Here is a 22,371-nt window from a genome sequence, read left to right as displayed (position 1 = left end):
TGAATTGTTGAATTGTTGAATTGTTGAATTGTTGAATTGTTGAATTGTTGAATTGTTGAATTGTTGAATTGTTGAATAATTAAAATATAGAATTGTTATTTATATAAAAATGTCGAATAAGATTTATTTAGACCTTAGTTCAAGGCCTTAGTTTTAAATCATAATTTAAAAACCATCAAATCGTTAAGTGAGTGTGTTATGCAAGCTGTACAAGTTAAAGTGGTAAACCCTAAAATTACTGAAGACGAAGCATTTTCTCTACCAACTCGTGCCACCGATGGCAGTGCAGGTATTGACTTGCGTGCTTGTATTGACGAGCCATTGACGATTAAAGCAGGTGAAACCCATTTAATAGGTACAGGCCTTTCGGTTTATATTCAAGATCCTAATTATGCAGGTATGATTTTACCGCGTTCAGGTCTTGGTCATAAGCACGGTATCGTCTTGGGTAACTTAGTTGGGCTAATCGATGCTGACTATCAAGGCGAGCTGATGGTTAGTATTTGGAACCGCAGTAGCGAAGACTTTGTTCTTAACCCAGCTGAGCGTATGGCACAGTACATCGTGGTACCTGTTGCTCGTCCTGAGTTTGAAGTAGTTGCAGAATTCAGTGATGAAAGCGTACGCGGTGCAGGCGGGTTTGGACACTCAGGTCGCCAATAGTAGCTATTTTGTTGGTCAATTTTTCTGACAACTTTTTAGATAGCGTTTAAGGTTTTCATTAAGCTATATCTAACACCTTGTGCTATTCATTTTTATTTATCATTGAACATCTATCACGGTTATAAGGAGAGTAAGCAATGCCACCTTTTGCGGCGCAGCAATCCTTATTCCGTGCTTATGATATTCGTGGTGTCAACCAGTATTTCACTAGCAGCTTTATACAAGCGTTAGGCCATGCTTTTGCTACTCTCTACAATGCCCAAGATAGCCAACCGACTCAAAACATCAGTACTAATTCCTCTGTTGAGACTAAGCAAAATATTGTCGTTATTGGCTATGATATGCGTATTGGCAGTGAAGCCATTGCACATACACTCTCTACTGTATTAGCTCAGCAGGGTTTACGCGTAATCCAGTTAGGTCTGATTACCACGCCAATGATGGCATTTTGGGCAATGCAATATCAAGGACATGGCATAGTCGTAACAGCGAGCCATTCTGCTAAAGACATACTAGGCATCAAGTGGTTGGTGAATAACAAGTCCCCTAGTAGCTCAGAGATACAGACGCTTTATCATCAGCTAACCGATCATCATAGTTGTCACGCTTATCCCGATAGCCAAGCTAACAATTCTGCCTTGCGTTCAGAAAATATTGAAAGCATTGATAATAACCATGACTCAAAATTACCAAGCGACCTACTTGAGCAACTACCTACTGATCAAGTAGCAAACGTTTATATCGATGCTATTGCACAGGTATTTGAAAAATTATTTCAGCACAATCACTCGGTAACTGCAGCCAATCAAAAAAACGCTTATAAACTTGATTTGGTCATAATCATTGACTGTATGCATGGTGCAACTGGTAGCATTGCTCAGCGCTTGTTTGAACGTTTTTGCCAACAGGTCATTTTTCTCAATGACATACCCGATGGTAATTTTCCCCTTGGTAATCCAGACCCCACCGAACCAAACCGCCTAAACGAATTGCAACGAGCCGTTGTTTCGAATGCAGCAGATATAGGCTTGGCGTTTGATGGCGATGGCGATCGTTTGATGATAGTTGATAACAACGGCAAGATAGTTACGCCCGATCATTTGCTCTATCTATTGGCTCGTATTGCTATTACTGAGCACCCTAACTCTCTTAGCGGTTATTTATTAGCATCTGAAGTTCTTTTCGATATTAAGTGCGCCCATCATTTGCCAAGACTATTATCTGAGCTTGGTACTACACCTGTGATTAGCAAGACTGGCAGCAGCTTTATGCGCCAGCAAGTACAGCATCCTGACAATCAGATTGTCTTCGCTGGTGAATTATCAGGGCATTTCATCTTTAATGACAGCCGCTTTATCCCTTATGATGATGCGATGTATGCTGCATTACGGTTGCTGCATTGGCTTGGCCAAACTCATAATGATACTAATGATAAAAAACCGCTAGCAGATATCATCCAAAGCTTACCCACTATAGTCAGTACTGCTGACCATTACTTACCGATGCCGCAAACGGCTATTACCGACTGCTCACTCGTAGAGCAATTAACGAGATTTTGTCATTACTTGCAGTATCTAGTAGATATGTCTACTCATACTGATTCTTCATCTAATCAGCAATTAAAAGATACTTGCCTGCCTGCCACAACATGCAAGTCATCAGTGTGTACTTGCGCTACTGCGAAGGCGCAAATAGCATTAAAACAGACGCATGAATTATTACCTGTAGGAACCAAGCTGAGCTGTATCGATGGTGTGCGTTTAGATTTTGCGCATGGCTTTGGCGTACTGCGCCAATCAAATACCAGTAATAGCCTGACCGCGCGCTTTGCAGGTGACAGTGTGGATGACCTAAAAGATATTCAGGATACATTTGCCGCTTTATGCCGACCATTTAACGCAGCGCTAGCAGAACAGATTCTTGCTATTCCTGTGGAGTAGCCTCATAAAACATATAGCTGTCTCATTAGACATAATAGAAAAACAACCAATTTAAACCCGGCCCTTAGGAGTTTGTAATGACGCTTAATTTAGATGATGCCAAAAACACCGCTGAAGTATTGACCACTGCTCTGCCTTATATCCAGCGTTTTGTTGATAAACTCATCGTCGTAAAATACGGCGGCAACGCCATGACCGACCCTGAGCTTGAGAGCTCGTTTGCTCGCGATATTGTGTTGTTAAAAACCGTCGGTATGCATCCAGTAGTCGTACATGGTGGTGGTCCGCAAGTTGACAATCTCCTAAAAGAGCTCGGTCGTCAATCAGACCGTATCGATGGCATGCGCGTCACTGACAAAAGCACCATGGATATCGTAGAAATGGTCTTGGGCGGTAGCGTTAACAAATCGATTGTTAGCTTGATTAACAAACATGGCGGTCGCGCGATTGGTCTTACAGGTAAAGACGCCAACTTGATTCAAGCCAAAAAACTGATGATGGAAAAAATTGGCGCAGACGGTATCGCTGTACCAGTTGATTTAGGATTCGTCGGTGATGTGGTAAGCGTCAATAAAGACGTGATCAACATGTTAATTGCCTCAGATTTTATCCCTGTAATCGCGCCACTTGGCGTTGACGCTGAAGGCAATACCTATAATATCAATGCAGATCTCGTTGCAGGTAAAGTAGCGGAGTTTTTACAAGCAGAAAAGCTGATGCTATTAACCAATATCAAAGGCGTATTGGGCCGTGATGGCGAAGTGGTGACTGGACTCACGCCAAAGAAAGTCGATAGCTTAATCGAAGATGGCACTATCTCAGGCGGCATGATTCCTAAAATTCAATGTGCGCTTGATGCGGTACGTAGCGGCGTCAAAAGCGCGGTAATCGTTGATGGCCGTGTCCCTCATGCGACCTTACTTGAGATTTTCACTAACGAAGGGGTTGGTACGCTCATTAGTCGTGAGATAGACTCATCGTTGAGCTAGTAGAACGCAACCGTAACTGACATTAAAAAGCCTGAGCTTGGATACCAAGCTCGGGCTTTTTAATGATTCATGATTGCTTTAATAATCGTTAATAAGCACAGAACTCAACCGAGCTATGGCTACTGTTGCCATATACTTGCATGTAATGATTGCCTTTATTTTCGGTAAAATAAGAGGTTTCATTATCATAGCGATCAGCATCTAAGCGCCCTTTAGGCCCTGAAACGTATGCGACACTTATTTGGTCATCGCCCACATTACGAATCACTAAGTTTTGCTCAGGTAGCAACCATAAGCGGAACAACTTACCATCTTTGATGTTACCGGTAAAACTGCCGCAATAGCTGTCTTTGGCAAAAGTAATCTTAGTAGATGAGTCAGCGGCTTGGACGCCTGTTATCATCAAAGAGGCTGTTGCAAGCGTGGCCATTAATAACAACTTTTTCATAGTCTTATCCTTAACCATTATAAACAAGCAAACTTAATTCCATTCATGAAATCATAGTTTATAACGTGCCAAAGTGACAGCTCTTTTATGAAAAATTTGTATTAAATTCGTCTTCGTTAAAACCGCAAAGCAGTACTGGCTGACCTTGGGTTTTATCATCGCATTGACCCTCAACCATCGGACGTTTAATCATACTGGTATTTTCCACGAGTAAACCTATCGCGTTGTCTACATTAGCGTCAGCCGCTTGCTTTTGACTGTCGTCTAGCTTACGCCATGTCGTACCGCGCTTATTGAGCACTTTGTCGATACCTAGCTCATTTACCCAGCGCTGTACTGTATCTTTATCAATACCTTGTTTCTTATAATCGTGAAAATCATAGCTGACATCTAGTTCGTCTAGCTTAGTAAACGCTTTTTTCATCGTGCTACAAGACTTGATACCGTAAATGGTGATGGTCATGATAAATCCTCATAAATATTCATTAATTTGTCTATTATACCTAAGGCTGACTGGATATAGAGAATGCATTACTTTTAATCGTCAAACCTATTAAGCAACTGCATCATATCGTCGCAATTTTCGCCAAATTACGCTATGCTATGGCATTGTCAAATTCCACCTATTTTGATCAGTATTAAACAAATCCGTATTAAATAAATCAGTATCAACCAATTTCGAGCCGACTATGAGCAACGCCGTGACAGCAGACCAAACAGAAAACAACTATTACAACCCGCAAGCGATAGAAACCGCGCAGCAGACCAAATGGGCAACTGACAAGCGCTTTGAAGTAAGCAATGAGCCAAGCGACAAGCCAAGTCGTTACATGCTGTCGATGTTCCCTTATCCAAGTGGTAAGCTACATATGGGCCACGTACGTAACTATACGATTTCTGACGTATTGAGCCGTTATTATCGCCTAAAAGGCTATGAAGTCATGCAGCCAATGGGCTGGGATGGTTTTGGCTTGCCAGCAGAAAACGCAGCGATTGCTAACCAAACGCCACCTGCTGCGTGGACATTTGCCAATATTGACAGCATGCGTGCGCAGCTTAAATTACTAGGCCTGTCTATTGACTGGTCACGTGAATTTGCCACTTGTAGCCCTGAGTATTATCAGTGGGAGCAGTGGTTATTTTTGCAATTATACAAAAAAGGCCTAGTCTACAAAAAACTGTCGACGGTCAACTGGGATCCTGTTGATAACACTGTCTTAGCAAACGAGCAAGTCATCGATGGTAAAGGGTGGCGTAGTGGTGCTGCGGTCGAAAAACGCGACATCCCTATGTACTACTTCAACATCACCGATTATGCCGATGAGCTATTGGATGATTTGGATCAGCTAGAAGGTCATTGGCCATCTGAAGTCCTGACCATGCAGCGTAACTGGATTGGTCGTAGTGCTGGTATGGAAGTGCACTTCCCTTATGAGCTTGCTGGTGAAGAAAACACCTTAGATGTGTTCACCACTCGTCCTGATACGTTGATGGGTGTGACTTATGTCGCTGTTGCCGCAGAGCATCCACTTGCACAGTATGCCTCTGAGCAAGATGACGCAATCGCTCAATTCTGTGCCCTTTGTAAAAAAGGCTCAGTTGCTGAAGCGGATTTGGCCAAAGCTGAAAAAATCGGTATGGATACAGGCTTAACTGTGACGCATCCTCTGACTGGTGAAGAAGTGCCAGTTTGGGTCGCCAACTATGTATTGATGAGCTATGGCTCAGGCGCCGTCATGGCGGTACCTGCTCATGATGAACGTGATTATGAATTTGCCAATAAATACAACCTACCAATCAAGCAAGTCATCAATGTGCCTGACGGTTATTTTGATGAACTAAAAGCAGATGCCAAAGCGAACGATAGTGAGGTCAATCTTGCTTATACCGAGCGCAATACCTTGGTTAATTCAGGTGAGTTTGACGGTCTAGACTTTGAGCAAGCATTCGAAGCCATGCTAGCTAAGCTTGAGCCAAAAGAGCTGGCTAAGAAAAAGATCCAGTATCGCCTACGTGATTGGGGTGTCTCTCGCCAGCGCTATTGGGGTTGCCCTATCCCAATGATCAACTGTGAGCATTGTGGTACGGTACCTGTTGAAGAGCAAGACCTACCAGTTGTATTGCCAACCGACGTCGTACCGGATGGTCGCGGTAACCCACTTAAAAACATCCCAGAGTTTGTCAATACCACTTGTCCTAAATGTGGTAATGCTGCTGAGCGTGAGACCGATACCTTTGACACATTCGTAGAGTCAAGCTGGTACTACGCACGCTTTGCTAGCCCAAATGATGCACAAAACATGGTCAACAAGTCTGCTGCCAATAAATGGTTGCCAGTCGATCAATACGTCGGCGGTGTCGAGCATGCGGTAATGCATCTATTGTATGCGCGTTTCTTCCACAAGCTGATGCGCGACGAAAACTTAGTCACAGGCGACGAGCCATTTGCCAATCTAATGACCCAAGGCATGGTGCTTGCTGGTACATTCTACCGCGTCAATGCAGATGGTAGTACGACCTACTACTTTGCAGAAGATATCGATATTGATTTTAACGAACGCGGTCAACCAATCAAAGCAATCTTGAAGTCAGACGGCCAGCCAGTGACGATTGGCAAAATTGAAAAAATGTCTAAATCAAAGAACAACGGTGTCGATCCACAGCTAACCATTGATAAATATGGTGCTGATACGGTTCGTCTATATACGCTATTTACTGCGCCTGCGGATCAAACGCTTGAATGGTCAGATGACGCGCTAAAAGGCCCTTATAACTTTGTGAAAAAAGTATGGCGTATTGCAGCCGACCATATGCAAGCGCTAACAGCCGCCAATATCAGCATTGATACGCTTAATAGTGCTACCTTGAACACAGACGGATTGAGCAAAGAAGCCAAAAACTTACGCCGTAAAACGCACGAAACAATTGCTAAGATTGACAGTGATTTGGGTGATCGTCTGGCATTGAACACGCCAGTATCAAGCCTGATGGAACTTGCTAATGAGCTGACTGGCTTTAACGCGAGTAATGAGCAAGAGCTGCACGTCAAACACGAAGCGTTGACCAATCTGCTGATTATGCTGTCTGTCTATGCGCCGCACGTCGGTGAGCATTTGCTTGAGCAATTGGGTCTTGATACCTTAACTTTAGACTACCCAACCGTGGACGAAAGTGCGCTGGTACAGGACATGATCACGATGGTGGTACAGGTCAATGGTAAGATGCGTGGTAAGATGGATGTCGCACCAAACAGCGATCCTGAGCAGCTAAAAGAGCAAGCTCGCACTATGGAAAGCGTGGCAAAATTCATCACGGGCGAGATCAAAAAAGAAATCGTCGTTCCTAATAAATTGGTTAACATCGTGGTTGTAGGCTGAGGTATCTTGAGCTAAGTATTTTAGGCTTAGTGCTCTAAACCTTCTTATCATATGAGGATAGCGTTTATGTCGTACAACCATCGAGCTGAGCAGGCGCAGCCAGAATTAAGCGCACACAGCCTAGCTAATAGAAAGTCCCATGGCCAAAAGCTCGGAGCAGTCTTACTTGCCACGCTGCCAATGTTTGCGGTGGTAGGTGCAGCCGCTGCTCTTAGCGGCTGCGGCTTCCAGCTGCGTGGCTACGACTCAGCGATGCTGCTTGACGTCGAAAAAACAGCGGTCATCATCGAAGATAATCGCACCTCATTCCCGCTGAAACTACCATTGACGCGTCGCCTAAAGACGTTAGGTGTCGACGTTATTGGTAATATTAGCTCAGAAGAAGTTGCTCGTAATAACCAACAAGCAGGGGCTGAGTCTATTGCCGCTATCGACATTCGTAATGTACGTTTTAAGCGTTACGAATTGGTTGGTGTATTAACAGAGATTCGCTTGGTACTATCAGCAGATGTCAGCTATCAAACGATGGAAAATGGTAAGCCTGTAACACTGAGCAACCCCATTCAGGTCGAGCGAAGCTATCAGTACAACGAAGCCTCTGTTAGTACTGACGATCAGCAAGGCGATCAGACTCGCGATTGGCTCTATGATACTTTAGCTCGCCGTATCACTGACCAGTATGTTGCTATCTCGCTTCCTAAAGTCGCACCCGCTGCCAAACAATCTCTGCAAATAAATAAAGGCATGACACCAACCGTTGTCGTCGTACCACAACCGTAAGAGTTAGTCGTTCTGATTATCAAACGATACCATTTCTAGAAGTACGAGTAGCAAACTAAGCGAGTGTAAGTACTAGTAAACTCGGCTAGCTTGACACTGCTGATCATATTTTTGGAATTGGTATTACCTGCTCATCAACCTGTGTAACACCACGCTATGCAAGATACTTTCATAAAAGCCTACCCAAAACTACTGCAGCCTTCCGTTGCGGTAGCTGGCTTGTGGCTGGCGCACGGTGACGAGCCACTGCTGAGTCAATGGTTGATAGATGCGCTGCGTCCACACTGGCGCGCGCAAAACTATGCAATCAAACGTATAGAGCTGATTTCTGTCAAGAGTTGGCAAGAAGTACTGTCCGAGCTTGGTAGTCAGTCTTTATTTGATGACGCCAGTGCCTTAATCGTGACGGGCAACCATAAACCCGATAAGGCAGTTATCGCCGAGCTGGAACGTTTTGCGGTCGAGGCACAAGCTGGCACACACGGCCATAGTGTGTTGTGGCTCACACCTAAGCAAGACAAACGCAGCCAGAGCAGCAAATGGTTTGCTCCTTTTGCACAATATGGCAATGTCATTGATTGCAATTTATACAATGAGCAGCAGCGCCAACAGCTACTACAAATACAAGCTCAGAAGTTTGGCTTACGACTGTCTCAAGAGGCCTGGCAGCTACTCATGTCACACACTGAGCATCATCTATTGAGTGCTTATCAAACCCTATGGCGGCTGTCCTATTTGTTTGCACCGCAGCTAGTTGCTAATAACAGTACTAGTGAAGATAGTGCTACTGACAACAGTACCGAACAATCTAATAGCTTTTCACAACCTGTGAATAATGTGGCATTGGATATTGCAGACCTACAAGCAGCGTTGGTCAGCGATGCGCAGTTTAGTGTGTTCGATTTGTCTGATGCGATGCTCGCGGGCAATAGTACGCAGGTCGCCAAAATTATGTTTCAGCTAAAGTCGACCGATGAGCCCACTACTTTAGTGCTCTGGGCTATTAGCAAAGACATGCGTCAAATTATCCAACTTATGGACGGTCAAGACCCTCAAGCATTAGGCATTTGGCGTAGTAAGCAAGGGTTGTACCAACAAGCCTGCCGTCGTCAGTCAAAGCAACAAACGGCCGAATGGCCTGCCCTGCTTTACCGCTGTGACCAAGCTATCAAAGGACTTATTCGTCAGCCAGCATGGGAGCTATTATTACAAGCGGCATTGGAGCTTGCAGGTAAGCGTTTATTTGCGATGCGCTAAGACAGACCCGCTTGTCACCACCTTTTATTGTTTTTCTTATTAACAAGTTATCCATCTCTTCTCTTACTGATTTATACATTTAAACGCTGTAAATTCAGATTCTACTACCCTATTTTGTTCTCCTATAATCTCCGTTTTATTGATTTTTAGTAAGCATTTCTTTTCTGTACCTGTCTCTGTTCTTCTACCTTAACCTTTCGTAAACTAATTTCCATTCCCTTTTGTAGATGAAGTCTCTACTATATCTACACTTGATTTAATTGTGATTGGATTGTTGTCATGCGCAAAATAAGCAAAAAGTCTGCTATCAAATGGGGTGTCATCACCTTAATTATCGTAGCATTAGGGGCTTTGGCCTATACTTTTTTAAAACCAGAAGAAGCCACACCTAATTATTTAACCGCAACCGTTGAAGTCGGTGATATTGAAAACAATGTCATGGCGTCCGGTAAAGTAAAGGCGTTAAATACCGTCGATGTAGGGGCACAGGTATCTGGTGAAGTAAAACGCCTGTATGTTGAAGTCGGTGACGAAGTCAAACAAGGCGATTTGATTGCGCAGATTGATCAAGTGACTCAGAAGAACAGCCTGAGCAATGAGCAAGCCAGTCTTGAACAAAGCGAAGCCGCGCTACAAAGTGCACAAGCAGAATCGTTAAGCAAACAAGCCAGCCTAAAAAGTGCCTATGCCGATCTTGCCAGCCGTCAGTCTGAGCTAAAACAAGCCCAGTCTGATTTTGCACGTTTGCAAGACTTAGTCGCGATCGACGCTATCTCGCAGCAAGAATATGACACACAAGCAACCAGCGTTGAGACAGCAAGAGCAGCGGTTGCCAATGCAGCTGCAGCTATTGATACTGCAAAAGCAGCCATTGCGACTACCGAAGCCAATATCAACAGCCAGCAAGCGGCATTACGTAAATCACGAACCAACGTCAGTACTGCTGAAGAAGATTTGAGCTATACCACGATTCGTGCACCAATATCAGGTACAGTCGTTTCTATTACGACTGAGCAAGGTACTACGGTCAATGCTAACCAAACGGCGCCCACATTGGTGACGTTAGCAGATTTATCGACCGTACGTATCAACGCGCAAATCTCAGAAGCTGATGTCATTAACGTCAGTGCTGGTATGCCTGCTTATTTCAATATTATCGGTAATCCAGACAAACAGTATGATGCGACATTAACCGCTATCGAACCTGCCCCAGAGCAGATCAGTAGCACCAGCTCGACAGACGCTGCTATCTATTACGTCGGCTATGTAGAAGTACCAAACCCTGACCGCTTGTTTCGAATCGATATGACGGCACAGATATATATCATCGTCAACGAAGCCAAAAATACTCTATTAGTACCATCAACAGTGATACAAGAAAAGCGAACTAAAGAAAAAGGCAAATCAACAACGGGCAAGTTTGTACGTGTATTAAGAGATGACGGAACCGTGGAAGAGCGTACTGTAGAAGTCGGTATTGATAACCGAGTAAATGCGCAAATCTTAAGTGGTTTGAAAGAAGGGGAAGAAGTAATCATCAGTGAAGAGAGCGGTAAGAAATCAGATAGCGGCCGCGTACCTGGTGGACCTCAAATGTAACTTGTGCTTTGACTATGTTGAGTAAGAAAGGCTTGCTAAAAACATAGCAGCCCTTTCATAACAACACTATAACGCTTATTAGCCTTTATTAAAGACACTGCTATGACTATATCTCAATCTCCTAAACCGTCGAGTGAAGATAGCTCTGAAAGTAGCACGGCTCAAAACTTAGGGTCACACACTTCTGCTAATCGCTCAAGCAACTCAGCAAAAACCAATACCGCTACCCACTCTGCATCAGGCAAGCCCATTATGGAACTATCTGGCATTATCAGAGAGTTCCCTGCTGGTGAGCAAACGATTCGTGTCTTGCATGATATCAATCTAACCATCAATCAAGGTGAGATGGTTGCCATCATTGGACAGTCAGGCTCTGGTAAGTCCACCTTGATGAATATCTTAGGCTGCTTGGATCAAGCCACTGCTGGCGATTATAAGATTTATGGTCAATCTGCCCGTAAACTTGATGCCGATCAGCTGGCCGAACTGCGCCGTGAGCATTTTGGGTTTATTTTTCAGCGCTATCATTTGCTTGGTGATATCAGTGCCAAAGACAACGTCGCCGTCCCTGCCGTGTATGCGGGCATGGATACCGAGGCACGCACCAATCGTGCTGAGAAGCTATTAACGGATTTGGGCCTTGGTAATAAAGTTAACAACCGTCCCAATCAGCTCTCAGGTGGACAGCAGCAGCGTGTTTCTGTTGCTCGTGCACTGATGAATGGCGGTGACGTTATCTTGGCAGATGAGCCCACAGGGGCACTCGATAGCAAATCTGGCGAAGACGTCATGGCAATTTTGCATGACCTCAGTGCACAAGGTCATACCATTATCATGGTCACTCATGATCCCAAGCTGGCGGCACAAGCGGAGCGTGTGATTGAGCTAAAAGACGGCTATGTCATCGCTGACTATCAAACTGAGCATTACAAGCACACAGACAAAAAACCAGAGTCTATCCTTGGTGAGCACCGTAAAAGCGCTTTTGGTAGCTTTGTTGATCGACTGCTTGAAGCCTTTAAGATGTCTTTGCTTGCTATGCGAGCGCATAAGATGCGTACTCTACTAACTATGCTCGGCATTATTATCGGTATTGCCGCAGTCGTATCTATCGTAGGCCTTGGACAAGGCTCTCAGCAGCAAATCCTTGCCAATATCAGCTCGTTAGGTACCAATACCATTACCGTCAATGATGGCTACCCTAGAGGCGATCCTAGACGCCGCTATAATGATGACAATTTGACACCAGAAGATGCAGAGGCGGTCGGCAATCAGCCCTATATTATCAGTGTCAGCCCTCAGGTAAATGCCAGCTCTAGTGTGCGCTATCGTAGTATACAAGAGGATGCTACCGTCAATGGCGTTGGTGAAGACTATCTAAACGTCACTGGTGAGACATTGGCATTGGGTCAAGGGTTTGATGCAAAAAGCATTACATTACGTAGTCAAGATATCATCATCGATGACAACGCTAAACAGACCTTTTTCTCAGATATTGATAACCCTGTTGGCGAGGTAATATTGGTTGGTAGTGTGCCTGGACGCGTGATTGGCGTACTTGAAGAGAGCGACGGTGGCTTTGGTCCCAGTGTGACGACGCCTACCATCTATATGCCTTATACAACGGTGATGTCGCGCGTCACTGGTAGTAGCAATATCGACCGCTTTGTGGCGTTGTTAGATGACAGTATCTCTTCTAGTGCCGCAGAGACGGCCATCTCTGATTTAATAGAGAGTCGCCATGGCAAAGATGACTTCGAGCTGCGTAATTCAGACTCTATCCGTCAAACGATCGAGTCGACGACAGGAACGATGACATTGCTTATTTCATCAGTCGCTGTTATTTCATTGATCGTCGGCGGTATTGGGGTGATGAATATTATGCTAGTCTCTGTCACCGAGCGCACCAACGAGATTGGCGTACGTATGGCAGTAGGCGCACGTCAGAGCGATATCATGCAGCAGTTCCTTATTGAGGCCGTTCTGGTCTGTATTTTAGGAGGGCTGATTGGTATTGGACTGGCCTTTGCCATTGGTGAATTAATCAATAGTGTGGGTGGTGATAGTTTCAAAGTTATCTATTCATCAACCTCTATTATTGCTGCTTTTGTTTGTTCGACGTTAATTGGCGTAGTATTTGGTTTCTTGCCAGCGCGTAATGCTGCCAAATTAGATCCTGTTGAAGCACTTTCTCGAGACTAATAATCGATTATTGACTCGCTTTGGCCAAAAATAGAGCAGTCAATATCGATATAATGGCAAAAATTTAAAGAAACTGGAATAAATTGGCAATTTTATAAGAGAATTACACTTTTTTTATCATGTGGGGTTGTAATTGTCATAATAATATATATAATGTGCTCTCACGTTTAGGGATACAAACACTTTAAACGTTAGGGCTGTTAGCTCAGTTGGTAGAGCAGTTGACTTTTAATCAATTGGTCCCGCGTTCGAGTCGCGGACAGCCCACCATATTTAGTTTAATCTTTATTAATCGTTCTGCCCTATCCGGTAGTAGACTAATAAAGATAAGTTTAAAAAACATCATTAGGATGTTTAGTTTTAGAAAGTTCTTTAGTTAGAATTTTCTCTTGCAGAGTTAAAAAGCATCGCTTTTTTATATACTCTTCAGGGCTGTTAGCTCAGTTGGTAGAGCAGTTGACTTTTAATCAATTGGTCCCGCGTTCGAGTCGCGGACAGCCCACCATATTTAGAAAGCCCAGTTACTATCTTAGTAATTGGGCTTTTTTTCGTCTGGGCGTTTTAAATGTTGTTTCTTAGCTTTTATATACCTCTATTTATTATGCTTGCGTTTAAATAGTCTAAAGTTATCTCTCTTGCGCCATAGTAGTTTATGTCTGATCGTATCTTTGATGGTACGTGGGTGCTTGGGCGCATGAGCGATAAACTCATCAAACTCTGCCTCACTCATCGCTAGCTCTCGTCCATGAGCCATCATCACCATTGACGGTTGCAATGCCCTGATTTTTTTTAATGATTGAACATAAGCTTTTGGGTAATAGACAGGAAATGGCGCTACGAACTTATGGCGTAATTTAATGATTAAATCAGCGGTGTATACTTCGCGACTAGGCAGATGAAACAAAGACAAATCACGATCCGTATGACCTGGCGTCTCTAGTACTTGCCACTCATCAAAGTGTGGCACAATCTCACCATCTGTGACAGTGATATCTAGTTTTAGACTTGCCGAGTAATATAGGTTTTTAAGTGGGCGTCCTTGACGTCTGGCCACATAATATCCTAGATGTATATCTACGAAGTGCATCGTGCGCCCGCCAATACCGCTATACCACTGCTTTTTTTTATCAGCGGAGACAATCAGACAGCCCGTCTCTTCTCGAAACTTATGTGCACCGCCTGCATGATCCGGATGCATATGTGTGACCACCACTACTTTTAGGTCGGTGACAGGTCGTTTTAACGTCGATTTGATATAGTCGAGCACCATCGGTACATCAGCACGGCAGCAGCCATCTAGCAGCATAATTTTATCTGGATATACTGCCAGATAGCTACTCTGAATATATCCTTCTAATCTTACAATTTCACATAGACTCATTGGTGTTCCCTACCTCATTCGTCATTATTATTGTGAGGCTTTTGTTCAGTTTTATAGCCAATCTTTAGTATAGCGCCCGTCACCACAAATAAAATGACTTTGAGTGAACGCTTGTGACTATATACAAGAGTAATGCGACATACAGAGACGATGAAGCTAACAATTAACTATGGACAACTTGCTACCCATAACCGCCTGTATAGTTCTATCCATGATAACTCTCACCTTATTAACAAAAAGCAAAAACCCAGCGCTTAGGCTGGGTTTAAGTAAACATTTAGTATCTTATTTAGTATTTTGGATAATTCGTAAATTACCTACTTATAAACTATGCAAGATCACGAACCTTTGGCTCACGTTCCCATAGACGAGACTTAGCATTATTAATAAAGGCATCTAGCTCGGCCAATGGCGTCACAAATTCATCTTTTTCAACTGGGAGCTTACTTAAGATAAATTCATCAGTCGCGCCGCAATATGCGATGGCTTTGCAATGGTTGTACGCGTCGTTGAACCAATCTAACGCTGAGCTGTCTTTTGCCAGCTTTTTAGCTTGGTCAGGCATGATGATACTAACGACGGCATCAAACATCACTGATGGACCACCAGCGAGGCGCTCATCAGCTTGTATGCGTGTACCGTCATCCAATACGACTTCTTTGTTAGGCGCTACAATCTTGACGCTAGCACCCTGCGCTTTGGCAGCATCTTCGAATTTTTTGACTTCACTGCTATTAGAACCTTCCGCGACTAATATACCGATCATACGGCCTTTTAGTGTATCAGGCGTTAGACCAATCGTTTGTACCGCTTTAGACGTTCCTAAGTCTTGGACAGGTGCAGCCGCATCCGCTGGTTCTGGTAGCTCCATACCCAGTGCCGTTGCTACGCGATTGGCCAAGTCTTCATCGATATGAATCAAATGACTAAGCATACGCGTACGTACATGGGCTGTATCTACTTTACCTAACTCAAACGCATAAGCGGTTGCGATATGTGCTTGCTCAGTTGCTGTCTGACTGCGATAGAACATACGTGGCTGACTATAATGATCGGCAAAGCTCTCGTCACGTACGCGACCTTTTACGCCATCATCTAGTTGCTCATGAAATGAGTTGAAACCACGTTTAGCGCTTTCACGAGGACGAGTTGGATCTAGGCTTTGTGGCTCATAGAGTACACGTGTCTTAGGCACCTGCATTTGCATATGACCATCTTGCTGATTGTTAGCAAACGGGCATTTCGGTGCATTGATAGGAATCTGGGCAAAGTTTGGCGATCCTAAACGTGATAGCTGCGTATCTAGATAACTGAATAGACGACCTTGCAATAATGGGTCATTACTAAAGTCAACGCCAGGCGGCAAATGCGATGGGCAGAATGCTACCTGCTCAGTCTCTGCAAAGAAATTATCTGGATAGCGGTTCAGCACCATCTTACCCACGACTTTCACTGGCACTAACTCTTCTGGAATCAGTTTGGTCGCATCGAGATGGTCAAATGGGAATGCATTGGCTTCTTCTTCAGTAAATAACTGTACGCCAAACTCCCACTCAGGATAGTCACCATTGTTAATTGATTCAAACAAATCACGGCGATGATAATCAGGATCAGCGCCTGAGATTTTCACTGCTTCATCCCATGTGGTAGATTGTACGCCCAGTACTGGCTTCCAATGGAAACGTACAAAGGTGCTCTTACCATCTTTATTGATGAGACGATAACTATGAATACCAAAGCCTTCCATCATACGTAGGCTACGTGGTAGACCGCGATCACTCATCAGCCAAATCAAGTTATGCATGGTTTCAGGACTCAATGATACAAAATCCCAAAAGGTATCATGAGCAGAGGCTGCTTGCGGGAAACCACGATCTGGTTCTGGTTTTACCGCATGAATCAAATCTGGAAACTTCATCGCATCTTGGATAAAAAAGATTGGCATGTTGTTACCAACGATGTCCCAGTTACCTTCTTCTGTATATATTTTCACAGCAAAACCGCGCACATCACGTGGCGTGTCTTTTGAGCCTTTGTTACCCGCTACCGTTGAGAAACGCGTAAACAATGGCGTTTGCTTGCCTGTTTCTGTCAATACTTTGGCAGTCGTATATTCTTCTAGTGACTCTGTCAGCTCAAAATAACCGTGTGCTGCGCTACCACGAGCATGGACGATACGCTCAGGGATACGCTCATGGTCAAAGTGATTGATTTTTTCACGTAATACAAAATCCTCTAACAGCGTTGGCCCACGTGAGCCTGCTTTTAGAGAGTTTTGGTTATCAGCGATGGCCACACCTTGTTGCGTAGTTAATACTTTGGTGTCGTCACCTGCGCGCTGATGGGTTTCACCACCATTGCCACGTTCCGTATTCATGTCTTTGGCGGGGTCAGTATGATCGATATTATTATTCATAAAAAGTCCTAGCTAATAGATTGAGAGTGCTCTTTTAAATCACTAAAAGAGTGCCTACACAGGTTTGATATCCTTTGAGATAGTGGTGACTTCATCTGTCATTTATTTATCTGTGTTTTCAGCATTGCTCAACGTTAAATTGATATCGCGCTAAAATTCGTAAAGGAATAATAGGCTTAGGAGTTATACTACCCAAAAAATAAGTCAAATATAGTTGCGTATATAGTAAACCTTGTTGATGTTTGGTTAAGGTCTATAGACGCTATAAACCAGCAGCTTTAGTTGGTCTTAAAGGCGCATAAACGTTAACAATAGAATCTTGTAATGTAGTTATTCTTTAAGGTATTCTTTTTATGCAGTACCAGAGACTATTGATAAATAAATTGGCAGGGTTTTAGCCTTATATTTATCTTTTTTATATCGTTGAATTCAGATAATTTCGATACAAGAAAACCGAGCGCAAGTTATACATTGGTATAGTTAGCGAGGATGACAATGTAGCGGATTTATAGGGATTTGATGATGCGACTATTTTTTATATAACTATAAGGCCACCTACCATGTTACCAACTCTAAACTCCCCGACTAAAAAACCTTATCACTCATTGCTAGTAGGCGCATCAATGGGTCTAATGGCATTAACGTTCAGTCAAACAGCTGCTGCTATCACGACCAAGAGCGTTACCTATACGGTCGATGATAAAGCATACGAAGGCTATTACGCCAAGGCGGACAAAGCTAATGCCCCTTTTATCTTATTGATTCATGATTGGGACGGTCTAACTGACTATGAGCGCAAACGTGCTGACATGTTAGCGGCTGAAGGCTACAACGTATTGGCGGCCGATATGTTTGGACAAGGCATTCGCCCCACTTCTATCGAAGAAAACAAACGCCTAACTGGGGAGCTATATGATGATCGTAATAAAATGCGTCGCATATTGGCAGGGGCATTAACAGCAGGACAACTACAAGGCAATGATGTGCGCAAAGGCACGACTATGGGCTATTGTTTTGGCGGTACGGTCGCGTTAGAACTAGCACGCTCAGGCTTTGAGCAAAAAGCCTTTGTACCTTTCCACGGTGCATTCGATATTCCAACTGGTCAAAGCTATGACAAAACTACGGGAGAAATCCTAGTATTCCATGGCTCTGCTGACCAATCTGTCTCGCTAGAGAGCTTTGCGACTTTGGGCAAGACCTTAGAAGCAGCCAAAGTACCTCATGAGATGGTTACCTACAGCGGCGCGCCACACGCCTTTAGCGTGTTCGGTAGTGATAGATACGATGCACGTGCAGATCAGCGCTCTTGGAAGCGTTACTTAGATTTTTTAGCAGAAGAATATAAATAATCCAGTGGCACAAGTCGAATAAGTAATAATATAAGCAAGCCCAAACAAAAAGACACCTCAATTAAGATCCGATAACGATCCATTGAGGTGTCTTTTTATTTATTTAATTTTTGCTCACGCTTTAAAACTTAGCGCTTATAAAATATCAATAGCTGATTATTAGCAGGCATTGCATATGTTTTAGAGAGTTGTATATGGTGAGCATTTGCTAAACTAACGACATCTTCTTTATCGCGAATACCGCTGTCAGAATTACCTGCTCTCAACATCGCATCAAATCGCTGATTGCCCTCACTGGTATATTTGCCATGCTCATTAAAAGGGCCATATACAATCAGCTTACCGTCCACAGGTAACGCATCACCAGCCAATGCAATTAATCGCTTGACCAAAGCCCAGCTAATGATATGCAAAGTATTGGCCGTAAATATCACATCGTAAGGTAAGTTGAACTGGCTATTAACAGGTACGGAATCCGTACTCAAATCAAACGCTAATGGCGAATATAAATTAGGTGCAGGATAGGCATTGTGCCAAGCGATTATATGGCGATGATTACTAGTGACATCGCTAGTTTGCCACTGTATCTCAGGCAGATTGGGTGCAAAGTGCACACTATGCTGCCCCGTTCCAGAGCCAATCTCTAATACATGACTAAAGCCTTGTAGTTCTATTTGAAGTACTTCTAGAATAGGCTGTTTATTATTTTCACACGCTTGAGAAAACGGCAATGCAGAAATATCTACTTTATTATTTGGATTATCACTATCCAGATTATCGTCATGCATCACTATCCTCCCAGACCGTTTGTTATGCTAAGCGTTGATAGCAGTAGATGAACAAGCACTGTCTATATTGCCCTAGTAACTACCAAACAACTGACTACTAGTAAATACCCGCCTCTACCCCAGCAGCCAAGGTCATAGCAAGCTCTTCTACTTGCTCAGCAAAGCTATCTTGCCAATCGCCTTGTAGTATCAGCGCTTCTTGAATCCATGACCAACGTAGCCCCGTTGTAATCGTTTTGAGCGCAAGCTTGGTACCTGTACCATCATGACCTGCGCGTATATATACCGCAAATGGCATGCCTTGCTTCTCTTCTAACACTGGATAGTAGCAACGATCAAAAAAGTCTTTGGTCAGCCCTGCCATATAAGCCAGATTTTCAGTCGTGCCTAACAGCAACGCATCAGCAGCCAATACATCCTCAGGCCGCGTATCCTGCGGTGATTTCAAAATGACAGTAATATCTATATCAGGATGATTCGCACCGTCATAAGCTGCCTGCGCCAATTTCTGAGTATTGGGCGATGGCGTATGAGCGACGATAAGTAAAGTCTTAGTAGACATATTAGGCTTCTGAGCCATTGTTAAATACTAGATTTTGAGTAATGGCAGGATCCAAGCTATTGCCTACTGGACAGGTCAACGCGGTTTTATAAAACCGTTTTAAGGTACTCTCGTCCAATGCTTTCGAAAAATTGACCACGATATGTATTTCACTCACACGTCTTGGTTTCGCCGCCATGACTTTGGTAACCTCTGCAGTCGTACCTGAGATATCAATATCCATCGCTTCGGCTTTGATACCAATAATCGTTAAGATGCAACTACCCAAACTGGTCGCTAGCAAATCAGTAGGAGAAAACGCTTCGCCCTTACCATGATTGTCCGTTGGCGCATCAGTGATGATTTGATTATTCGACTGTAAGTGAATAGCTTGGGTGCGTAAATTGCCTTGGTAGGTTACTTTTGAGGTGGTCATAATTTTGCCTTAGTTTATTAAACTAGCTGCCTGAGCAATAAAGATGCTGTGATAGTTATTTGATAGATGCTAAGATAGCGAGCATTTGTGCAAACATTAGTTCTGTAAAGGAAATTGTAATATGTATGTGTATGAGCTCTCAGAATACCAAGTTTATCAATTAAAATCGATAGACCCAGCATTAGGTGGTAACTGGAAAACCATTCTTATCAGTATTTTGCCGCAGCTCGATATACCCAGTCGTAAAAGTGTGTACGAAAAAATATTATCAAAAAGGAACATTAGCCCAAATTTTACTTATATCATTCCAGATGATTTGAGAAGTTTGTTATCTAAAACAGCAATTCGTCATCGAGAGCTAAAAGCAATTGCTATACAGATGTTGAAATTTATTGAGTCTAAGCCGGATTCATATGATGCTATTGAACTTGCTGATAAAGTAGAGGCGATGATCGATTATCTTAACCGTATTGATATAGGTGATCATATTTTAGACCAAAAAAGTCGTGAAAGTATAAAAAAAGCATTTTTATACGATTTAGCATTTTGGATCGATAATGTAAATCTTATAGTACAACCTGGTATAAGGCACTTAAATACTGATATCGTAAAAACATACTTTAAAGAAGTATTTATTAAGCAAAAGATTCAGGGGCGAGACTTTCGCGCATGGGACTCTACTGACATAGACTTTCAGGAACAAGACAACTTACCCGATATTATAAAAAGAGAGGCAAAGCGTAAAAAATTCTTTGTCATTGAAAGTGAGCGTTACTGGTTTTTAATAGGTATTGCCGATAAATCAAGACAAAATCCTTATTCTATTAAACGTTTTTTGCATGAAGATGGCGGTAGTAATGATCTATTTGTATATCTGACACACGTTGTCATTAGAAAAGAGCTTATAGATGAAGAAAGTTATATACGACATGTTAAATACTGTACAAGTCGACTATATACTTTGGATGCTGGTGTATCGGACACAATTATCAAATTTATAGCAGAAGCACAACATCTTTGTAAGACACAAATTATACCTCTACTCAAAAAAGAATTGAAAAAAGACGGCGAAGAGACAGAATATCATATCAGTAAGCGTATGAATGACTATGAGCACCAAATCACAATTTCGATTTTGAATAAATTACCCAATATAATTAATAATGCAGTCACTGATAGTGATGATCGATACTATTTATTTTATTATTTGACTAAAATTTTTAATAAACTTATAGATAATCTCCAAAACTTTCAATTACGACCTATCGCTACATATTCTTCTAATGTAGAAGTTATGATTGCCAGGCTAATTAGCTTCAAATACTTTCTAGATACGATTTATGATTCATTAGAGGATAAAAAATTTGAGATTAAAAATTTCACTAATGCTTCTAAAGAAATAATTGCAATTGTCAAGGAAGCTTTCGATAGTACTGAACAGAACCTGATACAGTTAAATCAATTAGAAGAAAAATTAAAATTTTATCTTGAAACTAAGGAAAATGGTAGTATTTGGCAAAAAATAAAGGTCGGTTTCCCACCAAATTATACTTTAGAAGATGTGGAACATTCAAAGAATGAAGCGAAAAATGAGTTTTTTCTGTCCATTATAAATTTAGCTAAAAAACATAATGATAATATTGTTTACGTAGAATTTGACTGCAATGAAGTCTTGAATGAATACTATCGTCACTATGCCATTGCTAATGAAAAGATGGCAATAGCACGACTACCAAAGGTACTACGATTACCTGAAGATAAGAAAACATTTAATATTCAAAAGACTAATGAAGCAATTCATCACAACGTATTTATATTCGACAAGAAACATGTATCGTGATCTGTTGTTTTATATATTTTCTAGACAAATTTTTCGTATAAGAGTCTTATTTGACTATCATAGGGAAAGTTCATGAACTCAATTACTAGTAGCTTTCCCGCACCAATCTACAGACGAAGAAAAGCCCTCATCGCGTGAGCATTGGGGGCTTTATCTAGAATAGAGAGCTGACGAACGAGAAAAGCGCCATTAAGGCAAAGCAAGAGCTATCTACAGGCATAGCCTTCCGTCTTGCGCTACGGACGACTGTCTCCCAGACAGTCGTTACTCCTTGCTCACCCTTAAATAGGATTTGCTACGTAGGTCACTAGGAATAAAAGATAAAAAAAAGAGCCACCCAATTAAGGATGACTCTTTTTAAG

General features: G+C 42.7%; 17 protein-coding genes and 2 tRNA genes. 12 read left to right on the top strand and 7 right to left on the bottom strand.

All coding sequences use genetic code 11. The annotated features are described in order from the left end of the window. Nucleotides 1-198: 198 nt before the first annotated feature. From dut to argB, 3 genes are all read left to right on the top strand, one after another. Nucleotides 199-663 (top strand): dUTP diphosphatase, encoded by a 465-nt coding sequence (gene dut / locus I3249_RS01075; protein ID WP_238068101.1) that lies wholly within the window; start codon nt 199-201, stop codon nt 661-663. A gap of 137 nt (nt 664-800) precedes the next feature. Then, nucleotides 801-2,603: a phosphomannomutase gene (locus I3249_RS01070; RefSeq protein WP_238068100.1), complete on the top strand. Its 1,803-nt coding sequence runs from the start codon at nt 801-803 to the stop codon at nt 2,601-2,603. A gap of 77 nt (nt 2,604-2,680) precedes the next feature. After that, nucleotides 2,681-3,592, top strand: a complete 912-nt coding sequence (gene argB, locus I3249_RS01065) for an acetylglutamate kinase (RefSeq protein WP_057758912.1) — start codon at nt 2,681-2,683, stop codon at nt 3,590-3,592. An 88-nt stretch (nt 3,593-3,680) separates the two neighbouring features. On the opposite strand, the gene I3249_RS01060 is transcribed toward argB, so the two are convergent. Next, on the bottom strand, nt 3,681-4,040 hold the full coding sequence (locus I3249_RS01060; protein ID WP_238053291.1) for a hypothetical protein: 360 nt from the start codon (nt 4,038-4,040) through the stop codon (nt 3,681-3,683). Between the two features lie 85 nt (nt 4,041-4,125). Next, nucleotides 4,126-4,503 carry an arsenate reductase gene (locus I3249_RS01055; protein ID WP_238068099.1) on the bottom strand — a complete coding sequence of 126 codons (378 nt, stop codon included), beginning with the start codon at nt 4,501-4,503 and terminating at the stop codon, nt 4,126-4,128. A gap of 226 nt (nt 4,504-4,729) precedes the next feature. Here I3249_RS01055 and leuS point away from each other — a divergent pair, with 226 nt between their 5' ends. The 7 genes from leuS to I3249_RS01020 all read left to right on the top strand — a co-directional run bounded on the left by leuS (nt 4,730) and on the right by I3249_RS01020 (nt 13,760). Further along, entirely contained in the window at nt 4,730-7,417 is a 2,688-nt protein-coding gene (gene leuS, locus I3249_RS01050; protein WP_238068098.1) for a leucine--tRNA ligase, read from the top strand. Between the two features lie 66 nt (nt 7,418-7,483). After that, a complete protein-coding gene (locus I3249_RS01045; protein WP_238068097.1) occupies nt 7,484-8,197 on the top strand; it encodes a hypothetical protein in 714 nt (237 codons plus the stop codon). A gap of 156 nt (nt 8,198-8,353) precedes the next feature. Continuing rightward, entirely contained in the window at nt 8,354-9,454 is a 1,101-nt protein-coding gene (gene holA / locus I3249_RS01040) for a DNA polymerase III subunit delta (protein ID WP_238068096.1), read from the top strand. A gap of 279 nt (nt 9,455-9,733) precedes the next feature. Next, entirely contained in the window at nt 9,734-11,053 is a 1,320-nt protein-coding gene (locus I3249_RS01035; RefSeq protein ID WP_238068095.1) for an efflux RND transporter periplasmic adaptor subunit, read from the top strand. 252 nt (nt 11,054-11,305) lie between these two features. Next, entirely contained in the window at nt 11,306-13,255 is a 1,950-nt protein-coding gene (locus tag I3249_RS01030) for a MacB family efflux pump subunit (protein ID WP_238068245.1), read from the top strand. 194 nt (nt 13,256-13,449) lie between these two features. After that, nucleotides 13,450-13,525 (top strand) — tRNA-Lys (locus I3249_RS01025). Nucleotides 13,526-13,684: 159 nt separating this feature from the next. Continuing rightward, a tRNA-Lys gene (locus I3249_RS01020) sits at nt 13,685-13,760 on the top strand. An 87-nt stretch (nt 13,761-13,847) separates the two neighbouring features. On the opposite strand, the gene I3249_RS01015 is transcribed toward I3249_RS01020, so the two are convergent. Both I3249_RS01015 and I3249_RS01010 read right to left on the bottom strand, forming a co-directional pair. Further along, nucleotides 13,848-14,636, bottom strand: coding sequence for an MBL fold metallo-hydrolase (locus I3249_RS01015; protein WP_238068094.1), 789 nt, complete (start codon nt 14,634-14,636; stop codon nt 13,848-13,850). A gap of 328 nt (nt 14,637-14,964) precedes the next feature. Continuing rightward, nucleotides 14,965-17,052, bottom strand: coding sequence for a catalase (locus I3249_RS01010; protein WP_238068093.1), 2,088 nt, complete (start codon nt 17,050-17,052; stop codon nt 14,965-14,967). Nucleotides 17,053-17,612: 560 nt separating this feature from the next. Here I3249_RS01010 and I3249_RS01005 point away from each other — a divergent pair. Then, the gene (locus I3249_RS01005; protein WP_238053299.1) at nt 17,613-18,404 is read left to right on the top strand and encodes a dienelactone hydrolase family protein; all 792 of its coding nucleotides are present in this window, start codon (nt 17,613-17,615) and stop codon (nt 18,402-18,404) included. 128 nt (nt 18,405-18,532) lie between these two features. Here I3249_RS01005 and I3249_RS01000 read toward each other — a convergent pair whose 3' ends face one another. From I3249_RS01000 to I3249_RS00990, 3 genes are all read right to left on the bottom strand, one after another. Beyond that, nucleotides 18,533-19,192, bottom strand: coding sequence for a DUF938 domain-containing protein (locus I3249_RS01000; RefSeq protein ID WP_238068092.1), 660 nt, complete (start codon nt 19,190-19,192; stop codon nt 18,533-18,535). Nucleotides 19,193-19,289: 97 nt separating this feature from the next. Next, nucleotides 19,290-19,754: a flavodoxin family protein gene (locus I3249_RS00995; protein WP_238068091.1), complete on the bottom strand. Its 465-nt coding sequence runs from the start codon at nt 19,752-19,754 to the stop codon at nt 19,290-19,292. A 1-nt stretch (nt 19,755) separates the two neighbouring features. Continuing rightward, a complete protein-coding gene (locus tag I3249_RS00990; RefSeq protein WP_238068090.1) occupies nt 19,756-20,169 on the bottom strand; it encodes an OsmC family protein in 414 nt (137 codons plus the stop codon). Nucleotides 20,170-20,290: 121 nt separating this feature from the next. Between I3249_RS00990 and I3249_RS00985 the strand changes: the two genes are divergently transcribed. Next, the gene (locus I3249_RS00985; protein WP_160021550.1) at nt 20,291-22,009 is read left to right on the top strand and encodes a hypothetical protein; all 1,719 of its coding nucleotides are present in this window, start codon (nt 20,291-20,293) and stop codon (nt 22,007-22,009) included. Nucleotides 22,010-22,371 lie beyond the last annotated feature (362 nt).

The organism is Psychrobacter sp. Ps1 (assembly GCF_022129425.1).
Lineage (GTDB): Bacteria > Pseudomonadota > Gammaproteobacteria > Pseudomonadales > Moraxellaceae > Psychrobacter.
The sequence above is the reverse complement of the archived record's forward strand: the minus strand, read 5'-3'. Positions and strand labels throughout refer to the sequence as shown.